This window comes from Oribacterium sinus (assembly GCF_963553175.1).
GTDB lineage: Bacteria > Bacillota > Clostridia > Lachnospirales > Lachnospiraceae > Oribacterium > Oribacterium sinus_B.
Map to the genome: position 1 here is coordinate 89,078 of NZ_CAUVME010000004.1, position 20,330 is coordinate 109,407.

The window sequence follows — 20,330 nt, forward strand, 5'->3', positions numbered from 1 at the left end:
TTTGGGAGAATAAGATGAGAAAAGCAGTAAAGGGAAATGTCAGTTGGATAGGCTATATCGACTGGGAATTACAGCATTTTCATGGGGATGATTATTCCATCATCAACGGTTCCAGCCAAAATGCCTATCTCATCGAGGAAGAAAAGACGGTTTTGATGGATACGGTTTGGACACCCCATCGTTTTGACTTTGTGGAGAATCTGAAAAAAGAAATTGATTTGAAAAAGATTGATTTCATCGTGGCAAATCATGGGGAGTGCGACCATTCCGGCTCTCTGACTACCATTTTGGAGGAGATTCCGGATGTGCCTATTTATTGTACGGCAAATGCGGTGAAAAGCATTGAGGGGCAGTATGGCAAGAGGGGCTGGAATTTCCATGTGGTTAAGACCGGGGATTCCTTGGATATCGGAAACGGAAAGAAACTCATTTTCCTGGAAATGCGGATGCTCCACTGGCCGGATTCCATGGCAACTTTCTTAACCGGGGACAATATCCTCTTCTCCATGGATGCCTTTGGACAGCATTATGCGGTGGAGGAGCTTTTTAACGATAAGGCAAATCAATGCGTTCTCATGAAGGAAGCCATGAAGTACTATGCCAATATTGTGGCCCCCTTTGCTCCGATTTTACGGAAAAAGCTGGAGGAGATTACGGCTTTAAATCTTCCGATAGAGATTATTGCTCCTTCCCATGGTGCCATTTGGCGGGAAAATCCCATGCAGATTGTGGAAAAATATGCGGAATGGGCTCAGGATTATCAGGAAGATCAGGTGACGATTGCCTTTGATACCATGTGGGAGGGCACTACAAAGATTGCCTACAGCATTGCGGAGGAGATTCATCGGCAAAGTCCGGATACGGTAGTGAAGGTTTTTAACATTTCCAAGTCGGATAAAAATGAAGTGATGACGGAGATCTTTAAGTCCAAGGCCATTGCGGTAGGATCCCCCACCGTGGGAAATTCTGTCTTATCTTCTGTGGCAGGCTGGTTGGAGTTTTTAAAGCAGCTGAAGTTTAAGAAGAAAAAGGCAGCAGCTTTCGGCTGTTATGGCTGGAGCGGAGAGTCTGTGAAGGTTTTACAGGAGTCCTTAAAGGAAGCAGGCTATAATGTCATTCCTGAAAATATTCGGGCGGAATGGACGGCAAAGGAAGAGGATTTTGCGGCGATTCCGGCATTGGTAAGCGCATTGTTAAAGGCAGAATAGGAGAGGGAGAGGAAGTGACATCCTCTCCCTTGCTTTTTGCAAAAAACTTTCTATACTAGGAAGGGTGTTTTCTTCTACTGAAAATAGAGAAGAAGTCGGCGTAAAGCTTGGTAACAAAAGCTTGGTAAGATATTTCGTAATAGCTATAAATGCTAAAGGAAACGAAAGGAATAAATTCTAAAAAGAAAGGCTAATTAGAAGAAAAGCATGACAGACGCAATCCTACATCGTAAATCACATCGTATTTTCACTCCTGCCCCTCTGTCCGAGGAGGAAATGGAGGCGATTCAAAATAAAATTTCTGCAATCAATCTGGAAACAGGACTTACGATAGAATTTGAAGAAGACGGCAGTAGAGCATTTCAGGATTTTCGGAAAAGCTACGGACTTTTCAAAAATGTACGCAGTTTGATTCTCTTAAAGGGAAATGCCGGGCTTGCCCATTTTCGGGAGAAAATCGGTTTCTATGGGGAAGAGCTGGTACTGTTTGTGGAAGAGCTGGGAATAGGGAGCTGCTGGGTTGGAGGAACCTTTGACCGGGAAAGCTTCTGCTATCCGGAGGATGAGCATATTCAGGCGGTAATTGCGCTTGGACACAGCGGAGAAGAGGGAATCGGTAGAAAGCTGATCGGTAGCTTATTCCCTATGAAGAAAAAGCCTTGGCATGAACGAATTTCCGGACAGGATTCCTACCCTCATTGGATTCAGGAGGGGATGGAGGCGGTAGCCTTAGCCCCCAGTGCTTTAAATAAGCAAAAGCCGAAGTTCTTTTATGAGCATGGGGAACTTCGGGCTTCCGTGCCGGATAACTACGATATGGACATGGTGGATTTAGGTATTGCCAAGTATCATTTTCTGAAAGGGGTAGGAGAGGGAACTTTCCCCTTTGGAAATGGTGCAAAGTATCAAAAAGAAGAGAATTCTTGACATTCTTAATAGCTTAGGGCAAAATAGCATAACAAAGGAAAAACAGCTCCTGCTTTGCGGGAGTTTTTTCTTTGCCTAGTAGTATTAGGGTAAGAAAGTGAGATGAATCTGCATAAAGCGATCATAGAGCGACCATAAAACGACTACAAAACAGTAGTATAGGAAACAAAGTAGTAAGAGTGGATATTGTAGAGTAAAGGAGCAGTAGGGATGCCATTACAAAGTATTGCATTGATTTTGTTTATTCTCATGTATGTGGTGATGATTGTAAAACAGGAATGGAGGCTATATGCCATCTGGGCGGTGGCCCTCCTTTTTGTGGGATTAGGTATATTACAGAGAAATCCCCTTTATCTCCTGTCCGTCATTAACTGGAATGTGATTATGATGATCGGCGGAACCATGGTCATCGTGTATTACTTTATTGAATCTAAGATGCCCAACCGTCTGGCGGAGATTATATTGGATAAATGTTCCAATGTGATGTGGGTTATCATTTTGATGTCCTTATTTGCAGGATCAGTATCCGCCTTTATCGACAATGTGGCTACGGTTTTGATGATTGCCCCGGTGGGACTTGCCATTTGTAAGAAAATCAAAATCAGCCCGGTTCCCATGCTTTTATCTATTGCGGTATCCTCCAACCTACAAGGGGCGGCGACCCTGGTAGGGGATACTACTTCCATTATGTTGGGGGGCTATGCCAAGATGAACTTCATGGAGTTTTTCTTTATGAAGGGAAAACCGGGAATGTTCTTTTCCGTAGAGCTGGGAGCTATGGCGACCGTGCCGATTATGATGCTTTTGTTTAGAAAATTCCGTCAGCCGGTGGAGGCTACGGAAAAAACCGAGGTAGAGGGATATTTTCCCAGTATTGCTTTAATTGGGGTGGTGGTTTCTCTGATTGTGGCCTCCTTCATTCCCAACACTCCCGGTATTATTAACGGCTTGATTTGTTGCGTTATCGCTGTCATCTGTATGGCAGTGGATTTCCATGTGAAGAAAATGCCGGAGAATCTTAAGAAGTCTTTGCTTTCTGTGGATAGAGAGACTCTTTTGATTTTAATGGGGCTTTTCCTTGTGATTCAGGGCATTACCGATGTGGGCTTAATAGACCTTGCGGCGGAAGGAATCGTAAAGCTGGGAGGAAACAATCTTTTCCTTTTGTACAGTATTATTGTTTGGGGTTCCGTAATCTTTTCTGCCTTTATTGATAACATTCCCTATGTGGCAACCATGCTTCCCATCATTACCGGTATTTGCCAGCTTTTACAGATTGAACCCTATCTTCTGTATTTTGGACTTTTAACCGGCGCAACTCTGGGAGGAAATATCACCCCCATCGGAGCCAGTGCAAATATCACTGCGGTAGGAATGCTTAAGCAGGAGGGCTACAAGGTAGGCTTCGGCGAATTTATGAAAATCGGAATCCCCTTTACCCTGGCCGCGGCAGGAACCGGCTATCTTTTCGTTTGGTTTATTTGGAGATAAAAAGCAGGGATTATAAATAACAAAATAGATAGTTTTTAATGCAGTATAGGTCTAAAAAGGGGGCAATCTGAGCCCGATACTTGCGAAATCCGGCAAAGTGAAGAACTATAAAAATCAATAAGTGAAGCGAATAATGCAGTATGGGTCTATAATTGGGGCAATCTGAGCCCGTCAGTACTTACTGAAAGCGAGCAAAGCGAAGCTTGAAGTTAGTACTGTAAGGACAGACTTTTCATTAGAAAAGTCGTCCTGATACAGACCAACTTCCGAAGGAAGTTGCTTTGCAAAGCAAAGTGAGCAGTGGTTAACATAAACCACTGCTCAGTCAAGGCGAGGTTAGCGGGAGCGTGCCCCAATTTTAGACCTATACTGCATTATTTTTTCTATTCTGAAGAATTCCTGCTTTTTATCTCAAATATTTCTTCACTTCTTCCTTCATCTCCGTCCATTTCTTTTCCATATCTTTTACCAGGGCAATCTGTGTTCTGGCACGATCCAGGTTATGTCCCGGTCTTTTTACATGGAAATAGCTGTCTCCCTGCAAATAATCGGTGAGGAAGCGCATTCCGCATTCCAAAGTCATAATCTTTGCGCCTTCCGGTAGGGAAAGAATCTCTTTCTCCCAAAGGGAGCCTTCGCAGGCCTCTAAAAAGCCTTTGGTATAGAGGGAAAAGAGGGGAAGAGACAGAGAGATTTTGCTTAAATCCTCTTCGTCCTCCGCCCCGGTGTTGGCACCAAAACGGACAGCATCTCCAAAATCAAAGATGGAAAGCCCGGGCATGACGGTATCCAAGTCAATGATGCAAAGAGCCTTTTCCGTATTGGCATCAAAGAGCACATTGTTTAACTTGGTATCGTTGTGGCTTACCCGTAGCGGCAATTCTCCCTTTTTCAAAAGCTCCAAAGCATAGGACAAGTCTTTCTCATGGGATAGGAAAAACTGAATTTCCTCTTCACAATCTTTTTTTCTATCGAATTTATCCTCTTCTACAGCCTTCAGAAAATGCTGAAAACGCTGTGGGCTGTCATGGAAGTGGGGGATGGTCTCATGTAATTTTTCTGCGGGAAAGTCTGAAAGCAGCTTTTGAAAATGCCCAAAGGCATAGGCGCTTTCATAAAAGTGCTCCGGTTTTTCCACAAGGTCAAAGGCCTTACAGTCGGTAATATAGAGATACATTCGGAAAAAATTCTTCTTCTCATCTTCGTAATAAAGATTTCCGTCCTTAGTTTTGATAATCTGCAAGCTTTCCCGTTCCGGATTTCCGCCCTGTTTCTTGATTTCTTTCGTCATAAAGCGGCAGACCAGGTCTACATTTTCCATCAGTTCCCTAGGCTTAGTGAAGATTTCGCTGTTGATTCGTTGCAGAATATAGTTTCTGCCGGCTTCCACCAAAAAGGTATCATTGATATGCCCCGAACCATAGGGAGTACAGGATTTTATCTCTCCCTCCAAAGCAAATCGGGAAAGGGCATTTTGCAATTCTTCGTTCGTTAATTTGTTTTTCATAGGGCTTCCTTTTCAAAAAATAGCATGAGGAAAAAACTGCAGCTTTGCACTGCAAGGATTTACGCTTTTTATCCCTTTACACCGCCTCCGGTTACTCCGGCAATGATTCGCTCGGAAAGGAAGAGGTAGAGTACAAAGGTAGGTAAGAAGACAATGATGACAGAGGCAAACATCCCTGCCCAGTCTCCGGTATATTTCATGGAGTTAATCATGGAGTAGAGTCCAACCGCCACAGAACGCACCTGGTCGGAGTTTCCGAAAATCAGGGAGATAAAGTACTCGTTCCAGACATTGATAAAGTTAAAAATGCTGACAGTGATAATGCCCGGTTGCGCCATAGGCAGCATAATCTGCCAAAAGCATTTTCCGGGAGGGCAACCGTCAATGGCAGCAGCCTCTTCAAAGGCTCTGGAAATATTGGCAAAAAATCCCATCAGGAAAATCGTGGTGTAAGGTACATTGATGCCTACATAGAGAAAAATCAGGGTAAGCTTGTTGGGAATCACATGATTTAAAATATCCAGTCCTGCCACCATGGCAAAGAGGGGCAGAACAATCATGACCACCGGTACACCCATGGAGGCCACAAAGGCATTTTGCATGAGCTGATTTCCCCTAAAGGAAAAGCGGGAGAGGGCATAGGCTGCCGGTGCACAGACCAAAACCAAAAGGAAAACGGAGCTCAGAGAATAAAAGAGGGAGTTAAAAAAGATGGTGGATACATCGGAATTGACCCAGGCCTTTTCATAATTCTCCCAGTGAAAACCGGAGGCAAGCAATTTATTGGCAAAGATTTCCTTGGTGGTGGAAAAGCTGGCCAAAACCACCCAGCCCAGCAAAATCACGGTGAAGAAAATCCAAATCAAAAGCAGCAGATAAGCAGGGGCTAAACGCAGCTCTTTCTGCCAGCGTATGGGTTCTCTATAAGTTTTTTCTTTGGAAAAGAATGACATACTGTTTCTCCTTCTTGTTTACGTTCCTATTCTATCTTTTATACAGACAAGCTTTACGGACTTTTGAAAAAATGATTTGGACATCCTGGATTTAGGAATAAGATTTTTTATAACGGAAAATACTTTAGAATCTTAGCGATAGTATTTTCAGCAAATCTAGAACTCCAAATCCTTGTCCCGGAAAAGGCGGTTACAAAGCTGGAAGATTAGGACTACGCAAAGGCTTAAGCAAACCCCTACTGCGGCTCCGATTCCCGCATTTCGCTCCGTAACACTGTTTCCCGCTCCGAAAATCTGCATATACATATAGACCATAGGAGTAATGGTCTGGGTGTCCGCCGTTACCGTGGAGAAAAGCTGGGACCAGACGAAGAAGCCTACGCTGCTGACAGACCACATGGTGATATTGGTATGGAACATTCCCTTTAAAAGAGGAAGGGTAATGTGTCGGAATTGCTGGAGTCTATTGGCGCCGTCTAAGGTGGCAGCTTCAAAGTAGTCTCCGCTGATTCTCTCGATACCGCTGGCAAAAATCAGCATATGATAGCCCACCATACCGAAGCAATAGGCAATCAAAAGAGCCATAAACTTATGGTCATTGCTGAGCCACTGGATTTTGGCCAGTTTATCCAGATGAAGCATGGTGAAAAAGCTCTTCAGTAAGCCGAATTTTGGACTGTAAACATACTGGAGCCACATGGTGGCTAAGGCTACCGCAGAAACAATATTGGGAAGATAAATCATGGCACGGAAAAAGCTTTTGCCACGAATGCCGGAGGTTATAATTACAGCAAAAAGAAGGGAAAGGCTGAGCACCAGGATTCCCCCCAAAGCCCAAATCCGGAAGAGATTTCCCATAGAAATCCGGAAAAGGGTGGTGCTTAATAGCTTTTGATAGTTTTCCAATCCCACAAATTGCCATTTTGAAAAGGTATCCGTTACCCCGTCGATCTTAAAGAAACTCATACACAAGGTTCTCAGGATGGGATAAAGAAACACCAAAAGAAAGAGAATTGCCGCAGGACTGACAAAGGCAAATAGTATAGCAGAATTCTTTTTCACTGTAGCCTCCTAAAAAATTGGCTGTGAAAAAAGAAGTTTTAGGGCATTTCCCTCCCCGGATTAGAGGAGGGCCCTGATTTCCTTTTTTCACAGCGTCAAATGTCGTTTTACTATTTCATTACTTCTGTAAATTCTTTACAAACTCTTCAGCAGTGATGCTGCCACCGCAAAGCTTTGTGAAGTTCTCCTTTAAGATCGGAGTCATATCCGCATTATCTTCTGCGGAAGCTGCCCATGGATAACGAGTCTTTAAGCTCTCCATAACAGGCTTTACAGAGGATAAAATCTCAGGCCATTCCTTATTGTCGCTGTCTGCAGGAATTCCCAAAGACATCTCGGAAAGCTTCTGGTCGTACTTACCCTTGGTGAAGTAGGTGATTAACTTGAATGCATCTTCAGCATGCTTGGAATTCTTGTTGATTGCCAATACCTGTGCTCCGAAGTTTGCCGCTTCAACGCCATCTACTCCATTTTCTACTGCAGGATAGCTAAAGCATCCCCACTGGAAGTTGTCGCCGGCAATGTCTTTCACTTCGTTTGGAAGCCAAGAACCGTTTAAGTAGATTGCGGCAGTTCCTGCAGCCAATTCCTGGTTCTGCCCTGCCGGCCAAACATTGGAAGCAATGCTCTCGGAGAAATAGCCCTTCTTAGCAAAGTCTTCATAAGCCTTAGCTACTGCAAGAACGGAAGGATCATCCCATTTTCCGTCCTTCACAATCTGAGAGGCCTTCTCATAGCCGTTGATTCTGGACAGGTGGTATCCGAAGCTGCTTAAGATATAAGCGTCATCACTGGTGATAGGCGCATAGCCCTTCTCCTTGATTAAAGCACAAGCCTTATCCAGCTCTTCCCAGGTCTTTGGTACTTCCTTAATGCCTGCTTCATCGAAGATTGCCTTATTGTAGAAGAAAGCAAATACATTTGGCTGGTAAGGAATAGACTTTAAAGTTCCTCCGCCGACTTCTCTACAAGCCGCGATAAGGCCGGCATTTGCGGTTTTCTCGTAGTCATTTGCCTTTGCCAATTCTTCTAAATCTAAAAGATAAGCAGACCAGGTCTTGTTTACACGGTCGATATCCTCATCGAAAAGGTCAATGTTGGTTCCGGCATCAAGTGCGGGCTGTAATCCCTCACGGATTCCGGTTCTTCCCTTAAACTGCACATCTACGGCAATGCCGGTATCCTTGGTGAAAGCGTCAATCGCTTCCTTTAAAGCCTGTCCCTGTGGCTCTGTAGCTTCCCACATGGACCAGTATACTAATCCGTCTCCACTCTGTGCGGAAGCATCAGCCTTTGCAGCTTCACTACCTGCATCAGCCTTGCTTTCGCCCTTTTCATCTTTTGCACTTTCCTTTGCTTGGCTGCCGCCGCATGCTGTAAGCGCAAGGGCTAAGGATGCCATTACGGCGATGGGATACAATAATTTTCTTTTCATTTTTTCCTCCGTTTTCCGGAAAAATCCCTTGCTTACTATAGGGGATTTCCTCTTTTTGTTCTGCTTCTTCTTATTTTTTATGAATTATATAGAAGAAACAAAAACATCTGTTATTTTCTTCTAAGTATAGGGAGAATTTCCTAAATAATCTTTATACGATTGTGTAAAGCATTTGTCCTTTTGACTGCGTGCTGTCCCGGCTTATCATGTTATGTACTTTTCTGCTTTATTTTTTGTTATTCTTTTACGTATATAGTTTACAGTTTTTCTGCCCTATGCCACTGCATTTCCCCGGCTTCCAAATGGATTTCCTGTAGCCTTCCCTTTCCGTCATAATAGCCGGTATCTTGAGGCTCTTGACTATTGTTTAAAACTGCAAGCAGTCCCTTTTCCGGATAGGCATGAACTTCACAGCTCGGGTTTGTGGCCTGGTAGAGAGCGTATTCATTTTCCTTACCGCAGCTATATAAAAGAGCCCGTAAAAGAAGTCTGGTATTTTTCGGAGAGTAGGGAAGTCCTGCCATATAGATGCCTCGTCCCTTTCCGAAAGTATGGGCAGAAAGGTGTACAGAACCGTCGCTATATTCCAAAATCTCTGTATCCTTGTCCGTTGCGTAAATGTTTTTCTTACTTTCCCCAAAGGAAAGCTCTTCCTTGGAGAAGTCTTCCAATAGGAAGTGAGCGGTTTTTTCGGTTTTAAAATACTTGTCTGTAGATAAGCTGAAGCCCAGTTCCTTCTCTACACCGAGGACATCGGAAAGCTGGAAGAAGCTGCCTTGATACTGCGTAGCACAGGGTTCTCCCACACCGATAAAGCCGCAACCCTCATAGACGAATTGCCGAATCATGGTGCAAAGCCTTTCATTTTGCCAGATTTCTCCACCGGACCAGGAGGTACCTGCATCGCCTGCGTTCAGGATGACATCAATGTCTTTTGGGATACCATTTTCCAAAAGATCGGTAAAGGAGAGGAATTCCACCTCCACCGCCATACCGGACAGGGCTTCCAATATACCGAAATAGCTGTAAATCTGCTGATAATACAGGGCGTGCGCCACCATATAAGCCTGCCAGGAGCGAATTTTTCCCCAGGCATTCAGGATGGCCACCTTACATTTGTTGTAGGCCTTCTGCCCCTTTACTTCCTGATGAATTTCTCTAAATTCCTCCGCCACCTTTTCCATGCTGTCCAAAAAGGCGGGGAATTTGTAGGCCAGGCTTAAATATCCGCCGTAACCGATGCGGTCAATGGGACTTCTGAAAATGGCTCTTCTTGCGCTGATCCAGTTTTCTATTGCTTCCTTTTCAGGATGCATACCGGGGGAGAAGCTGTCCGGGAAGAAGTAGGGAAGGAAGCGCCCTTCGGTATAACGGACTCCGGGAATGTCGGAAATCAGACGAAGCGTAGCACCTCCTCCCACACTTCCCACCACACTGTCTAAGCCGATGGAGGAAAAATATTTTCCATAGGGCTCTGTACCGATCCAGTTATCTCCCAGGAACATCATGGCTTCTCTACCTTCCTTATGGCAAAGCTCCACCAGCTCCTTGGCTTCCTTTGCCACAAAGCGTTGAATAAAATCCATGTAATCCAGATAAGCCTTGGTAGGAATGCGGAAGGTACTGTTGAAATATCCCTCATCCACCAAATCCTCCGGCCGAAGAGCATAGCCGTACTCCTTTTCAAAGGCCTCTAAAGCATCTGTGGAAACGGTGTTTCCATAGCCAAACCAGTCCACATATTTTTCCTTTTCTTCATGATTGAAGAGAAGGGTAAAATGGTAGAAAAATGTGGTGAAGCGTACCACATCCGTATCCGGATGCTCTGCCAGCCACTGACTGAGACAGGATTTTGCGAAGGCCTTACTGTGGGGCTTCCGGATGTCAAAAGGGATGTCTCCGGGCTTATCCCCCCATTGGTTGGTAATGTGGTTATAAAGCTCTGTGGGGTCCCAAAGGGCATAGGCCAAAAAGCTCAGGGTATAACGATGGAAGGGGTTAGCGTTTTCCAGAATCAGGAGATAATGGTTTCCCTCCTCCTTCTTTTCCGTTTTTAGGCTCCAAAGGGAGGGCTCTACCACTTCCCCTGTACTACGGTCTATAAGCTCCCACCATTTTTTCGGATCATGGTCAAAGTCCGGACTTACCTGCTTTGGAAAGAAGCCTTCCATATAGGGGATTTCCAAGTGGGAGGAATAGGCGGTTAGAGGCTTTGACATCAGGTAAAATTGCTGACACTCCTCCGGATGCTTTTCGGCAAATTCATTGTGCCCTCTGGCTACAAAATAGGTGCTGTAAATTTTTACCGGCAGGGTTTTGCTCTTTGGATCCAAATGGGTGCCGTCACTGTCTCTGATGGCATCCGCTCCTAAACGCTCCACCAGTTCCTTGGTTTCTTCAAAAAAATTCTCTTCTCCGGGGAGGGTTAATTGTCCTATTCTTTTTCCCATAATGCTGCTCCTCTGTATAATTTCTAAATCTACTCCGTATTTTAGTGCAAAAAGCATAAAAAATGGGAATATATATTTGCATGATTAGCGATTTAATTGGTATAATCGAATAGTACAGACGATAGGAAGGTGCAGTACTAGGAGGACTTATGGATTATGAAAGCGTGTATTTGCAGGATTCTATAGAGATTTCGGAACTGGTATCTCTTCATTATTTTCAATACCATAAAGATTTTGCTTTTCCCGGAGAGGCTCATCCCTTTTGGGAATTTGTTTGTGTGGATTCCGGAGAAATCACGGCCATTGCGGGAGAGAAGGCGATTCCCCTGAAAAAGGGAGAAATACTCTTCCATGAACCCAATGAGTTTCATAATGTCTTAACCAACGGAAAGAGTGCACCCAGCCTTGTGGTCATCAGCTTTTACTGTCACAGTCCTGCCCTTTGGCATTTTCGCAGAAAATGCCTTTCCGTTACGGAGCAGGAAAAGCGTATTTTATCAAAAATCATTCAGGAGGGCAGCAATGTTTTCAGCGGAAGAATGGATCAACCATATCAGAAGAAGCTGCTTTTTTCTTCGGAGCAAAACTTCGGCGGACAGCAGCTTATTCGGCAGTATTTGTCGGAGTTTTTGATTTCCCTGTACAGAAGATATTTTTCTTTGCCCTTGCCGGGGAGAAGTACGGAGTATTTTGTGGAAAAGGGAAATCGAAAACGGGAGCTTTATAACAGTGTGGTGGAGTATTTGGAAAGAAGACTGCAGGATAAGCTGACGATTGAAGAGATTTGCAGAGATATGCTTTTGGGACGCTCCCATTTGCAAAAGCTCTTTCAGGAGGTGGGAAGCATGGGCGTGATGGAGCTCTTCCATAAGATGAAGGTGGATACCGCAAAACGGATGATTCGAGAGGGACAGCTAAACTTCACCCAGATTGCGGACCAGCTGGGCTATTCCTCCATTCATTATTTTTCCCGGCAGTTTAAAAAGGAATGTGATATGTCTCCTTCGGAGTATGCCCAGTCTATCCGGTCTTTGGCGGAGGAAGCATAAGAGGCAGACAGATAAAGGTATACAGAAGAGAGATATCAGCTTCAGGAGAGCCGATAGGCTCTCTTTTTCAATGAGGGAAATCATACAAATACATATTTAAATTTCCTATAATTATGGCGAATTATAAGTTTTCAGAATTTGTCATGCTATACATTTTCGTTTATCCTATGAAAAGAAAAATTTTCTTTTTGACACGAATTTTAAGGCTTGTATAGAGGAAAGTGGATAGCGCAATGTTTGATGTTTCTTATTTTTTTTCTGTAATTCCGAAGATTTTCATGAAGGTTCCCGTAACCCTGGAAATCGCTTTAATCGCAACATTTTTCTCCCTGATTTTAGGCATTTTGATTGCCGTTATTTCTTATTATCAGGTTCCGATTTTAAATCCCTTATGTAAATTTTTGGTTTCCTTTATGCGGGGAACCCCCATTGTTGCCCAGCTGTATTTCTTTTACTTCGGCTTGGCGGTTTACAGTGTCTTGGTAAGAGATATGACACCGATTTCCGCTGTGGCCTTCGTGCTGAGTGTCAATGTTGGAGCATTTATGTCAGAAAGCATCCGAGGAGCCCTGATGTCTGTAGAAGAAGGACAGAAAGAAGCGGCTCTGTCTTTAGGGATGACTCACTTTCAGGTGGTATACCGCATTGTCTTGCCCCAGGCAATTCGTGTGGCTATACCACCCCTCTTTAATGACTTTATCAATCTGATCAAATCCAGTTCCCTGGCCTTTATGCTGGGGGTTCCAGATATTATGGGAGCAGCCAGAACGGAAGGTTCCCAAAGCTACCGATACTTTGAAGTCTACGGGGCGGTAATGCTGGTGTACTGGGTTGTAATCAGTTTCTTTGATTTTTTCCGGAAAATAGTGGAGAAGCGACTGAAGGAAGCTTACTAAAGGAAAGAAATGCTGTAGGCGTATTTGGCTTATCGACAGCGCTTTGGGATAAAGCTTTCCTGGTGAAAGAGCTTTTATACGGAAATTCAAAGAAAACTTGGCTACTGCTTGGAAAAGCGAAACTTTTGTATAGGGAGGAAGAAAAATGAAGAAAAAGAATTTATGGATTGCTTTGGCCTTGGCTGCATTGGCATTAAATGCCTGTGGAGGAGCCAAGAGTGCAACAACTGCGGCAGGAAGCGAAAATGCCAGTGAGAAGGCTACTGAGGCGGCTTCTGAGAAAGCCGAGGAGAAGGCGGGAGAAAGTGAGAAAGCTACAGAGAAGGCAGGCAGTGATAGTGCCAAGGTGGAAATCACAAAAGGAAGAACCGTCCATGTGGCGACCAGCGGTGGGGGAGAGCCATACAGCTTGATTGATGACAAGGGCAACTGGACCGGTATTGATGCGGAAATCTGGAAGGAAATAGGAAACAGAACCGGTTGGACCATTGATGTGATGCAGGCCACCGGCTCCGGAGCAACCTTCGGACAGGTGAATGCGAAAAGAGCGGATGTGGCGGCAAACTGTTATGCGGTAAATGCTGACAGAGTGCAGAAGTATTTGGTTTCCGTACCTTACTATGGAGATGCACAGTGCGTAGTGGTAAAGGAAGACAGTGCCATTAAGACCTTCGATGATTTAAAGGATAAGAAGGTTGGAGTATTAAACGGACAGGCTGCCCAGCAGACCATTGAAAGAATGGGGCAGGAAAAGGGCTTTACTGTAACCCTGTATGAGGGAGAGAACGGTTCCGCAGGATATCAGGATGTTCTCTTGGGAAGACTGGATGCCTTTGCTTCCACAGACTCCGCAGTCTATAAGTGGGAAAATGCCAGCAACAATAAGCTTCGTTTCTTGGATGAGCGACTTTATGCCAACGACGTTGCTTACTACTTTGCAAAAACTGATGAGGGTAAGGCTTTAAGAAATGAGGTAAATGTGGTTCTTTCCGAAATGCTGGAGGACGGAACTGTAGCAAAGATTGTAGAGAAATATATGTATTCCGATATGACCAAGAACATTATTCCTTACAGTGAGCTTGGTTTTACCGTGGAATAAGAAATAATCGGAAGAGTATAAGAAGAGTATTCATACAGCAGTACATATTGAAGTATGCAAAGAATTATGTAAAGAAGCATACAAAGAAGTATGTAAAGAAGCATACAAAGAAGTATACAAAGAAGTATGTAAAGGATTATGCATAGAAGTAGGGAGGACAGTCCGTGGAGAAAGAAGTACTCATAGAAATCGAACATTTGTCCAAAAGCTTTCCGGGGGGCACAGAGGTTTTAAAGGATATTTCCTTAGAGATTCGTAAAGGGGATATTGTAGCCATCATTGGCCCCTCCGGAACGGGAAAGTCCACCCTGCTTCGCTGCTTAAATTATCTTACGGTACCAAGCGAAGGAAAGATTCGCATCGGGGAATGTAGGGTGGATGCAAAGTCCCATACAAAGGAAGAGGTATACGCTTTACGGCGGAAATCTTCCATGGTTTTTCAGCAGTTCAACCTTTTCAAGAATAAAACTGCCTTGGAAAATGTTATGGAAGCCTTAACGAAGGTGCAAAAGATGCCCAAAGCTGAGGCGGAAGAAATTTCCAAGCGACTTTTAGAGCAAGTAGGGATGGGGGATAGAATGGACTTCTATCCGTCCAAGCTGTCCGGGGGACAGCAGCAAAGAGTAGGAATTGCCAGGGCATTGGCGGTGAATCCGGAGGTGATTTTATTTGACGAACCCACCTCCGCCTTGGATCCGGAGTGGGTAAAAGAAGTTTTAGCCACAATACAGGAAGTAGCGAAGGAAGGGCGTACCATGATTATCGTCACCCACGAAATTTCCTTTGCCAGACAGGTGGCCAACCGGATTTTATTTATGGAAGAAGGAAAGATTCAGGTGGATGCCCCGCCGGAGGAGTTTTTTTCCGATACCAAACAGGAAAGGTTACAACAGTTTCTCTCCTTTGTCAGGAGGGAAGAGGAGCTGTAGCACAATATATTTTACTTGCGTCTATTTGGAAAGGAGCTAAACATGCAACTTGTACAGGAATTACCGGAGATTTTTGAGAGCTTTGCGGAGCAGAGAAAGAAGTCCTTCTTAATGGTGAAGGAATGGAAGGATCAGGGGAAGCCCATTGTAGGATCCTATTGTACTTATTTTCCGAAGGAAATTGCCATGGCGGCAGGAGCAGCCAGCGTTTCTCTTTGTTCCACTTCCGATGAAACCATTGCAGAGGCGGAGAAGGATCTTCCCAAGAATCTTTGTCCTTTGATTAAGTCCAGTTATGGCTTTGCAAAAACCGATAAGTGTCCCTTCTTCTATTTTTCCGATGTGGTTGTGGGAGAAAGTACCTGTGACGGAAAGAAGAAAATGTATGAACTGATGAGTGAGTTCAAGGATGTTTTCTTCCTTCGCCTGCCCCATGAGCAGACAGAGGCGGCGGTTCAGCTTTATCGTAACGAGATTATCCGCTTAAAGGATTATCTTTCCGAGAAGTTCCAGGTGGAAATTACCGATGAGATGGTAAGAGAAGCTACCAGAGTCAATAACCGGGCAAATCAGGCATTAAAGGATTTCTACGGCTTAATGAAGTATGACCCCACACCGATTTCCGGCTATGATGTATTCAAGGTGCTTTACGGCTCCACCTTTAAGTTTGACAGAGCGGCATTGGCTGAGGAAGTGATTGCCCTGAAGCAGAAGACCGAAGAGGAATATAAGGCAGGAAAGCATTTTGAGAAGCGCCCACGTATCTTAATTACCGGCTGTCCTATTGGAGGAGCAACAGAGAAGGTGATTCGTGCCGTTGAGGAAAATGGCGGTGTGGTTGTAGGCTATGAGAATTGCACAGGAGAAAAAGCTATCGGCATTCAGGTGGATGAAAATGCTGAAGATATCTATGAGGCAATTTCCAGAAGATACTTGGCAATCGGCTGTTCTGTTATGACACCAAACCACAATCGTTTTAAGAGCCTGGATGAGATGATTACGGAATATCATGCTGACGGCGTTTTGGATATGACCTTGCAGGCTTGCCACACCTATGCTATTGAGACCAATAAGATTCGTCGTTTTGTGAATGAAGAAAAGGGTATTCCTTACCTTAACGTGGAGACGGACTACTCTCAGTCTGATGTGGGACAGTTAAATACCCGTGTGGCAGCATTTATTGAGATGCTGTAATTCCTTTTTGGATTTAGTATAGGAAAGGGAAGATGGAAAGAAAATATTTAGGAATTGATATAGGCTCCACAGCAGGAAAGGCGGTGGTTTTAGACGGAAAAGGCGAGATTCTTCAAGCCTTTTCCGTGCCTACCGGCTGGAGTAGCTTTGAAGCCTTAAAGTCCATTGGAGAACGATTGGAAGAGCCAATGGATGAAGAGCACTATGCCTGTATTGCCACAGGCTACGGCAGAAATGCAGTGGCTTTTGCGGGAAAAACCATGACGGAAATCACTTGCCATGCCAAAGGAGCCATGGCTCTTTTTGGTAATGAGGCCATGAACGTGATTGATGTGGGCGGTCAGGATACCAAGGTGATTACCTGTAAGGGGAGAACCGTGGAAGAGTTTTTTATGAATGACAAATGCTCTGCAGGAACAGGGAAGTTTTTGGAGGTTATGGCAAACCGTTTAAACATTTCCATGGAGGAATTGAATTCTCTTGCCAAGGAGCATACCGAAGAAGTAAAAATCAGCTCCATGTGTACGGTTTTTGCGGAATCAGAGGTGATTTCCTTAGTGGGACAGGGAATTGAACGAGCCAACATTGCTTACGGCATTCTGCAATCCGTTGCCGGAAAGGTCGTGCAAATGTTGGGAAGACTTAGAGACCAAAGCCCGGAGGTCTATCTTACCGGAGGGCTTTGTGAAGCGGCCTATTTTCAGGAAATTTTATCGGAGAAAATCGGCAAGCCCATTCATTCCCATAAAAATGCCCGCTATGCCGGAGCCCTTGGGGCTGCGGTTTTAGCCAAGGAACAGGTGGAAAAGGGCAGAATGTAAGTTCGGATAATTTGCCGAATTAGCAATACAAGAAGTGCAGTATGAAATTGCTTGGGATATTGGCATTCAAGCCTACGGCAGAAAAATGGATCAAAGAGGCAAATCATGTACAATTTTGATGAAATCATTGACAGACGACACACCAACGCCCTGAATACGGACGGCTTTCGCCAGTATATTTTCCATGATGACGGAAGTATGAGCTTTCCCTATAAGGATGAGGAATTTATCCGTATGTGGGTGGCGGATATGGAATTTGCTACGCCGGATGTGGTTATCGAAGGAATAGAAGAACGGCTGAAAAGACGGATTTTCGGCTATACCAGAGTTTTTGAACCGGACTATTATGAAGCCTTCCTTTCCTGGTGTCAAAGAAGATACGGATTCAGTTTTCCAAGGGAAGAGCTGGTGATGTCCAACGGCATTATTCCGGCTTTATATGAGCTGGTAGAGCACATTTGTAAAGAGGGAGAGAAGGTACTCTTTTTTACCCCCTCCTATGCTTTTTTTCAATATGCGGCAAAGGCAAGCGGAAGAGAAGTGCTTTGTTCGGATTTAATCAATGAAAATGGAATTTACCGCATAGATTATGATGACTTTGCAAAGAAAGCCAAGGAGGCGAAGCTTTTTATTTTCTGTAATCCTCATAACCCTACAGGTCGGGTATGGAGAGAAGAGGAATTGGAGAAGCTGGCTGAAATCATTCAAGAAAATGATTTGTATGTGATTTCCGATGAGATTCACTGCGATTTACTTCGGAAAAATCAAAAGCATATCCCCTTGGGAAAGATAATGCCGGAATATAAGAAATTGGTAACATGCATGGCGCCCAGCAAGACTTTTAATATGGCAGGACTCATGATTTCCAATATTTTGATTCGGGAAGAAAGACTGAGGATGCTTTGGAACAATAAGCATTATAATTTTGACAATCCTCTGAGTATTGCCGCGGCCCAGGCAGCCTATGAAAAGGGAGAGCCCTGGCTAAGAGAATTACAGGAATACCTGGATGACAACTTTGCCTTTACAAAGTCCTATCTGGAAGAGCATTTAGAGAAGGCGAAAATGCAGATTTCAGAAGCGACTTATTTGGCTTGGGTAGACCTAAGCGCCTACTTTTCGAAGGAGGAAGAGCTTCCCCGCTTCTTTGCGTATGAAGCCGGCGTTCTTTTAGAAGGAGGCAATATGTTTGTACAACATTCCGATGGATTTATCCGCCTGAATTTAGCCTGCCCCAGAAGCATTGTGGAGGAAGGTCTAAAGAGGATTTGCGAAGCGGTAAAGAAGAAAAAGGGCTAAAAAATCATAATAATAAATAGATTTCGGCAATATAGGTCTAAATGAGGAGTAGTCTGAGCCCGATACTTGCGAAAGACCGGCGAAGTGAAGGTCTGTAAAATCAATAATTGAAGCGAATGATACAGTGTGGGGCTATAATAAGGGCAATCTGAGCCCGCCGGTTCTTACTGAAAGCGAGCTAAAGCGAAGCTTGAAGTTAGTACCGCTGCGAAGGCGAAGTTAGCGGGAGCGTGCCCTAATTATAGCCCCACACTGTGTCAGAGCGTCTTCTTATAGCGAGTGCAGTCCTTCACCGCGCAGGGCGAGGCTAGTGAGAGCGTGTCCCACTTCAGACCTATATTGCATAACGAAGCTATTTGATTTTTTAGCCCTTTTCAAGTTAAGCTTCTAAAGCCGCGATAGCCTCATCCATATCCAAGAACTTTCTTCCATCCGGAAGAATCATGCAGGGGATGCCCAGTCTGCCATTTTCAGGATAATCAGACTGAAGAGCCTGCTTCCGAATCTCTGCGTAGCAGTCCTCCTGCTCCCGTAACATCAGATAATATTTCAGAGAGGGGAAGTCCTCCAGAATATTAACAAAATCCACCTCTACATTTCTTTTCTTCATTTCCTCCAGAATTTCTCTGCATCCCGGACAAAGATGACTGCCAACGATTTGAACCTTCATAGTTTCCTCCTTTTTAACGATTTTCTTTTTCCTTATCACTATACGAAAATGTAGCATAGAGTCAAGGGGAAATCCCATTTGACAGGGGGAGGCTTTTTGCTTTATAGTTCCCTTTGCGAGTGCATATTCTAAGGAGGGAAAATCCTTTAGAAGTGTATGCTATTTAAAGAATCCCATTTTTAGAAAATTCCATTACAAGGAGTAAAGGATGTTTGAAAATTTAGAAGAAGTAAAAAAGCATTACGAAGAAATTATGCATAATCTGACGATTCCGGAGGTGGTTTCCGACATTAGTCAGTATAAAAAGTTGATTTTAGAGCAGACCAGTCTGGAGCCGATTTACAAGGCTTATTTGGCTTTCCGAAAGGCGGAGCAAAGTGAAGAGGAGGCTCTTTCCCTTTTGGACAATGAAAAGGATAAGGAAATTCTGGAGATGGCCAAGGAAGAGTTGCAACAGGCCAAGGAAGACCAGGAGAGACTTACCAAGGAGATTCAGCTTCTCCTCTTACCTAAGGATGAAAATGACGACAAGAACATCGTAATGGAAATCCGCGGGGGAGCGGGAGGAGAGGAAGCTGCTTTATTTGCCGCCTCTCTTTATAGAATGTACACCAGCTATGCGGAAAAAAGAGGCTGGAAGACGGAGCTGGTTTCCTTTAATGAAACGGGCCTTGGGGGCTTAAAGGAAGTGGTCTTTATCGTAGACGGTCACGGCGCTTACTCCCGGCTGAAGTATGAGTCCGGGGTACACAGAGTACAGCGTGTACCGGAGACGGAAAGTGGGGGAAGAATCCATACCTCCACCGCAACGGTGGCGGTTATGCCGGAAGTAGAGGATGTGCAGGTGGAGATTAACCCTGCAGATGTGCGCATGGAAGTTTTCCGTTCCTCCGGAGCCGGTGGACAGCATATCAATAAGACTTCTTCTGCGGTTCGACTGATTCATGAGCCTACCGGCCTTGTGGCAGAGTGTCAGGAGGAGCGTTCTCAGGTACAAAACAGAGAGAAGGCTATGCGACTTCTGAGAGCAAGACTTTATGAAATCGAGTTGGAAAAGCAGCAGTCGGAAAATGCGGCGGAGAAGCGTTCTCAGTTGGGAACGGGAGACCGCTCCGAGAAGATTCGTACCTACAACTTCCCCCAGGGAAGAGTAACAGATCATAGAATCAAGCTTACTCTTTACAATATTGATGCGGTGCTTTCCGGGGATCTGGATCTCTTAATTGACCCGTTGATTACCGAGGATCAGGCAGAGAAACTGGCACGATTGGAAGAGAAGAATTAAGGAAAATGCCTCCTTTTCTTAATGGGGAAAAGGGGGGATTTTTGTATAATAAAAT

General features: G+C 44.5%; 17 protein-coding genes. 11 read left to right on the forward strand and 6 right to left on the reverse strand.

Annotated features, from left to right (window positions below):
- The first annotated feature begins 14 nt into the window (after window positions 1-14).
- From RYO92_RS01980 to RYO92_RS01990, 3 genes are all read left to right on the forward strand, one after another.
- The gene (locus RYO92_RS01980) at window positions 15-1,208 is read left to right on the forward strand and encodes a flavodoxin domain-containing protein (protein WP_308578655.1); all 1,194 of its coding nucleotides are present in this window, start codon (window positions 15-17) and stop codon (window positions 1,206-1,208) included.
- A 207-nt stretch (window positions 1,209-1,415) separates the two neighbouring features.
- Window positions 1,416-2,135, forward strand: coding sequence for a nitroreductase family protein (locus tag RYO92_RS01985; RefSeq protein WP_314667238.1), 720 nt, complete (start codon window positions 1,416-1,418; stop codon window positions 2,133-2,135).
- A 210-nt stretch (window positions 2,136-2,345) separates the two neighbouring features.
- Window positions 2,346-3,626, forward strand: coding sequence for an SLC13 family permease (locus RYO92_RS01990; protein ID WP_315365689.1), 1,281 nt, complete (start codon window positions 2,346-2,348; stop codon window positions 3,624-3,626).
- A gap of 406 nt (window positions 3,627-4,032) precedes the next feature.
- Here the strand turns inward: RYO92_RS01990 and RYO92_RS01995 are convergent, their stop codons facing one another.
- From RYO92_RS01995 to gnpA, 5 genes are all read right to left on the reverse strand, one after another.
- Window positions 4,033-5,133, reverse strand: coding sequence for a phosphotransferase enzyme family protein (locus tag RYO92_RS01995; RefSeq protein ID WP_315369318.1), 1,101 nt, complete (start codon window positions 5,131-5,133; stop codon window positions 4,033-4,035).
- A 68-nt stretch (window positions 5,134-5,201) separates the two neighbouring features.
- The gene (locus RYO92_RS02000) at window positions 5,202-6,086 is read right to left on the reverse strand and encodes a carbohydrate ABC transporter permease (RefSeq protein WP_315369319.1); all 885 of its coding nucleotides are present in this window, start codon (window positions 6,084-6,086) and stop codon (window positions 5,202-5,204) included.
- A 156-nt stretch (window positions 6,087-6,242) separates the two neighbouring features.
- Window positions 6,243-7,148, reverse strand: a complete 906-nt coding sequence (locus tag RYO92_RS02005; RefSeq protein WP_314832895.1) for a carbohydrate ABC transporter permease — start codon at window positions 7,146-7,148, stop codon at window positions 6,243-6,245.
- A gap of 118 nt (window positions 7,149-7,266) precedes the next feature.
- Window positions 7,267-8,583, reverse strand: coding sequence for an ABC transporter substrate-binding protein (locus RYO92_RS02010; RefSeq protein WP_315369320.1), 1,317 nt, complete (start codon window positions 8,581-8,583; stop codon window positions 7,267-7,269).
- Between the two features lie 257 nt (window positions 8,584-8,840).
- Window positions 8,841-11,033: a 1,3-beta-galactosyl-N-acetylhexosamine phosphorylase gene (gene gnpA, locus RYO92_RS02015; RefSeq protein WP_315369321.1), complete on the reverse strand. Its 2,193-nt coding sequence runs from the start codon at window positions 11,031-11,033 to the stop codon at window positions 8,841-8,843.
- 149 nt (window positions 11,034-11,182) lie between these two features.
- On the opposite strand from gnpA, the gene RYO92_RS02020 reads away from it, so the two are divergent.
- The 7 genes from RYO92_RS02020 to RYO92_RS02050 all read left to right on the forward strand — a co-directional run bounded on the left by RYO92_RS02020 (window position 11,183) and on the right by RYO92_RS02050 (window position 18,320).
- The gene (locus tag RYO92_RS02020; RefSeq protein WP_315369322.1) at window positions 11,183-12,082 is read left to right on the forward strand and encodes an AraC family transcriptional regulator; all 900 of its coding nucleotides are present in this window, start codon (window positions 11,183-11,185) and stop codon (window positions 12,080-12,082) included.
- Window positions 12,083-12,303: 221 nt separating this feature from the next.
- Entirely contained in the window at window positions 12,304-12,978 is a 675-nt protein-coding gene (locus tag RYO92_RS02025; protein WP_331612379.1) for an amino acid ABC transporter permease, read from the forward strand.
- Window positions 12,979-13,123: 145 nt separating this feature from the next.
- Entirely contained in the window at window positions 13,124-14,077 is a 954-nt protein-coding gene (locus RYO92_RS02030) for a transporter substrate-binding domain-containing protein (RefSeq protein WP_315369323.1), read from the forward strand.
- 164 nt (window positions 14,078-14,241) lie between these two features.
- Window positions 14,242-15,006 carry an amino acid ABC transporter ATP-binding protein gene (locus tag RYO92_RS02035; protein ID WP_315369324.1) on the forward strand — a complete coding sequence of 255 codons (765 nt, stop codon included), beginning with the start codon at window positions 14,242-14,244 and terminating at the stop codon, window positions 15,004-15,006.
- A 42-nt stretch (window positions 15,007-15,048) separates the two neighbouring features.
- On the forward strand, window positions 15,049-16,200 hold the full coding sequence (locus tag RYO92_RS02040; protein WP_315000360.1) for a double-cubane-cluster-containing anaerobic reductase: 1,152 nt from the start codon (window positions 15,049-15,051) through the stop codon (window positions 16,198-16,200).
- Window positions 16,201-16,232: 32 nt separating this feature from the next.
- The gene (locus RYO92_RS02045) at window positions 16,233-17,021 is read left to right on the forward strand and encodes an acyl-CoA dehydratase activase (RefSeq protein WP_314832900.1); all 789 of its coding nucleotides are present in this window, start codon (window positions 16,233-16,235) and stop codon (window positions 17,019-17,021) included.
- A 105-nt stretch (window positions 17,022-17,126) separates the two neighbouring features.
- On the forward strand, window positions 17,127-18,320 hold the full coding sequence (locus RYO92_RS02050) for a MalY/PatB family protein (protein WP_315369325.1): 1,194 nt from the start codon (window positions 17,127-17,129) through the stop codon (window positions 18,318-18,320).
- A gap of 379 nt (window positions 18,321-18,699) precedes the next feature.
- Here RYO92_RS02050 and RYO92_RS02055 read toward each other — a convergent pair whose 3' ends face one another.
- Window positions 18,700-18,990, reverse strand: coding sequence for a glutaredoxin (locus RYO92_RS02055; protein WP_314667215.1), 291 nt, complete (start codon window positions 18,988-18,990; stop codon window positions 18,700-18,702).
- 208 nt (window positions 18,991-19,198) lie between these two features.
- On the opposite strand from RYO92_RS02055, the gene prfA reads away from it, so the two are divergent.
- Complete coding sequence (gene prfA / locus RYO92_RS02060; protein WP_315369326.1) at window positions 19,199-20,275, forward strand: peptide chain release factor 1; 1,077 nt, start codon at window positions 19,199-19,201, stop codon at window positions 20,273-20,275.
- The last annotated feature ends 55 nt before the right edge of the window (window positions 20,276-20,330 follow it).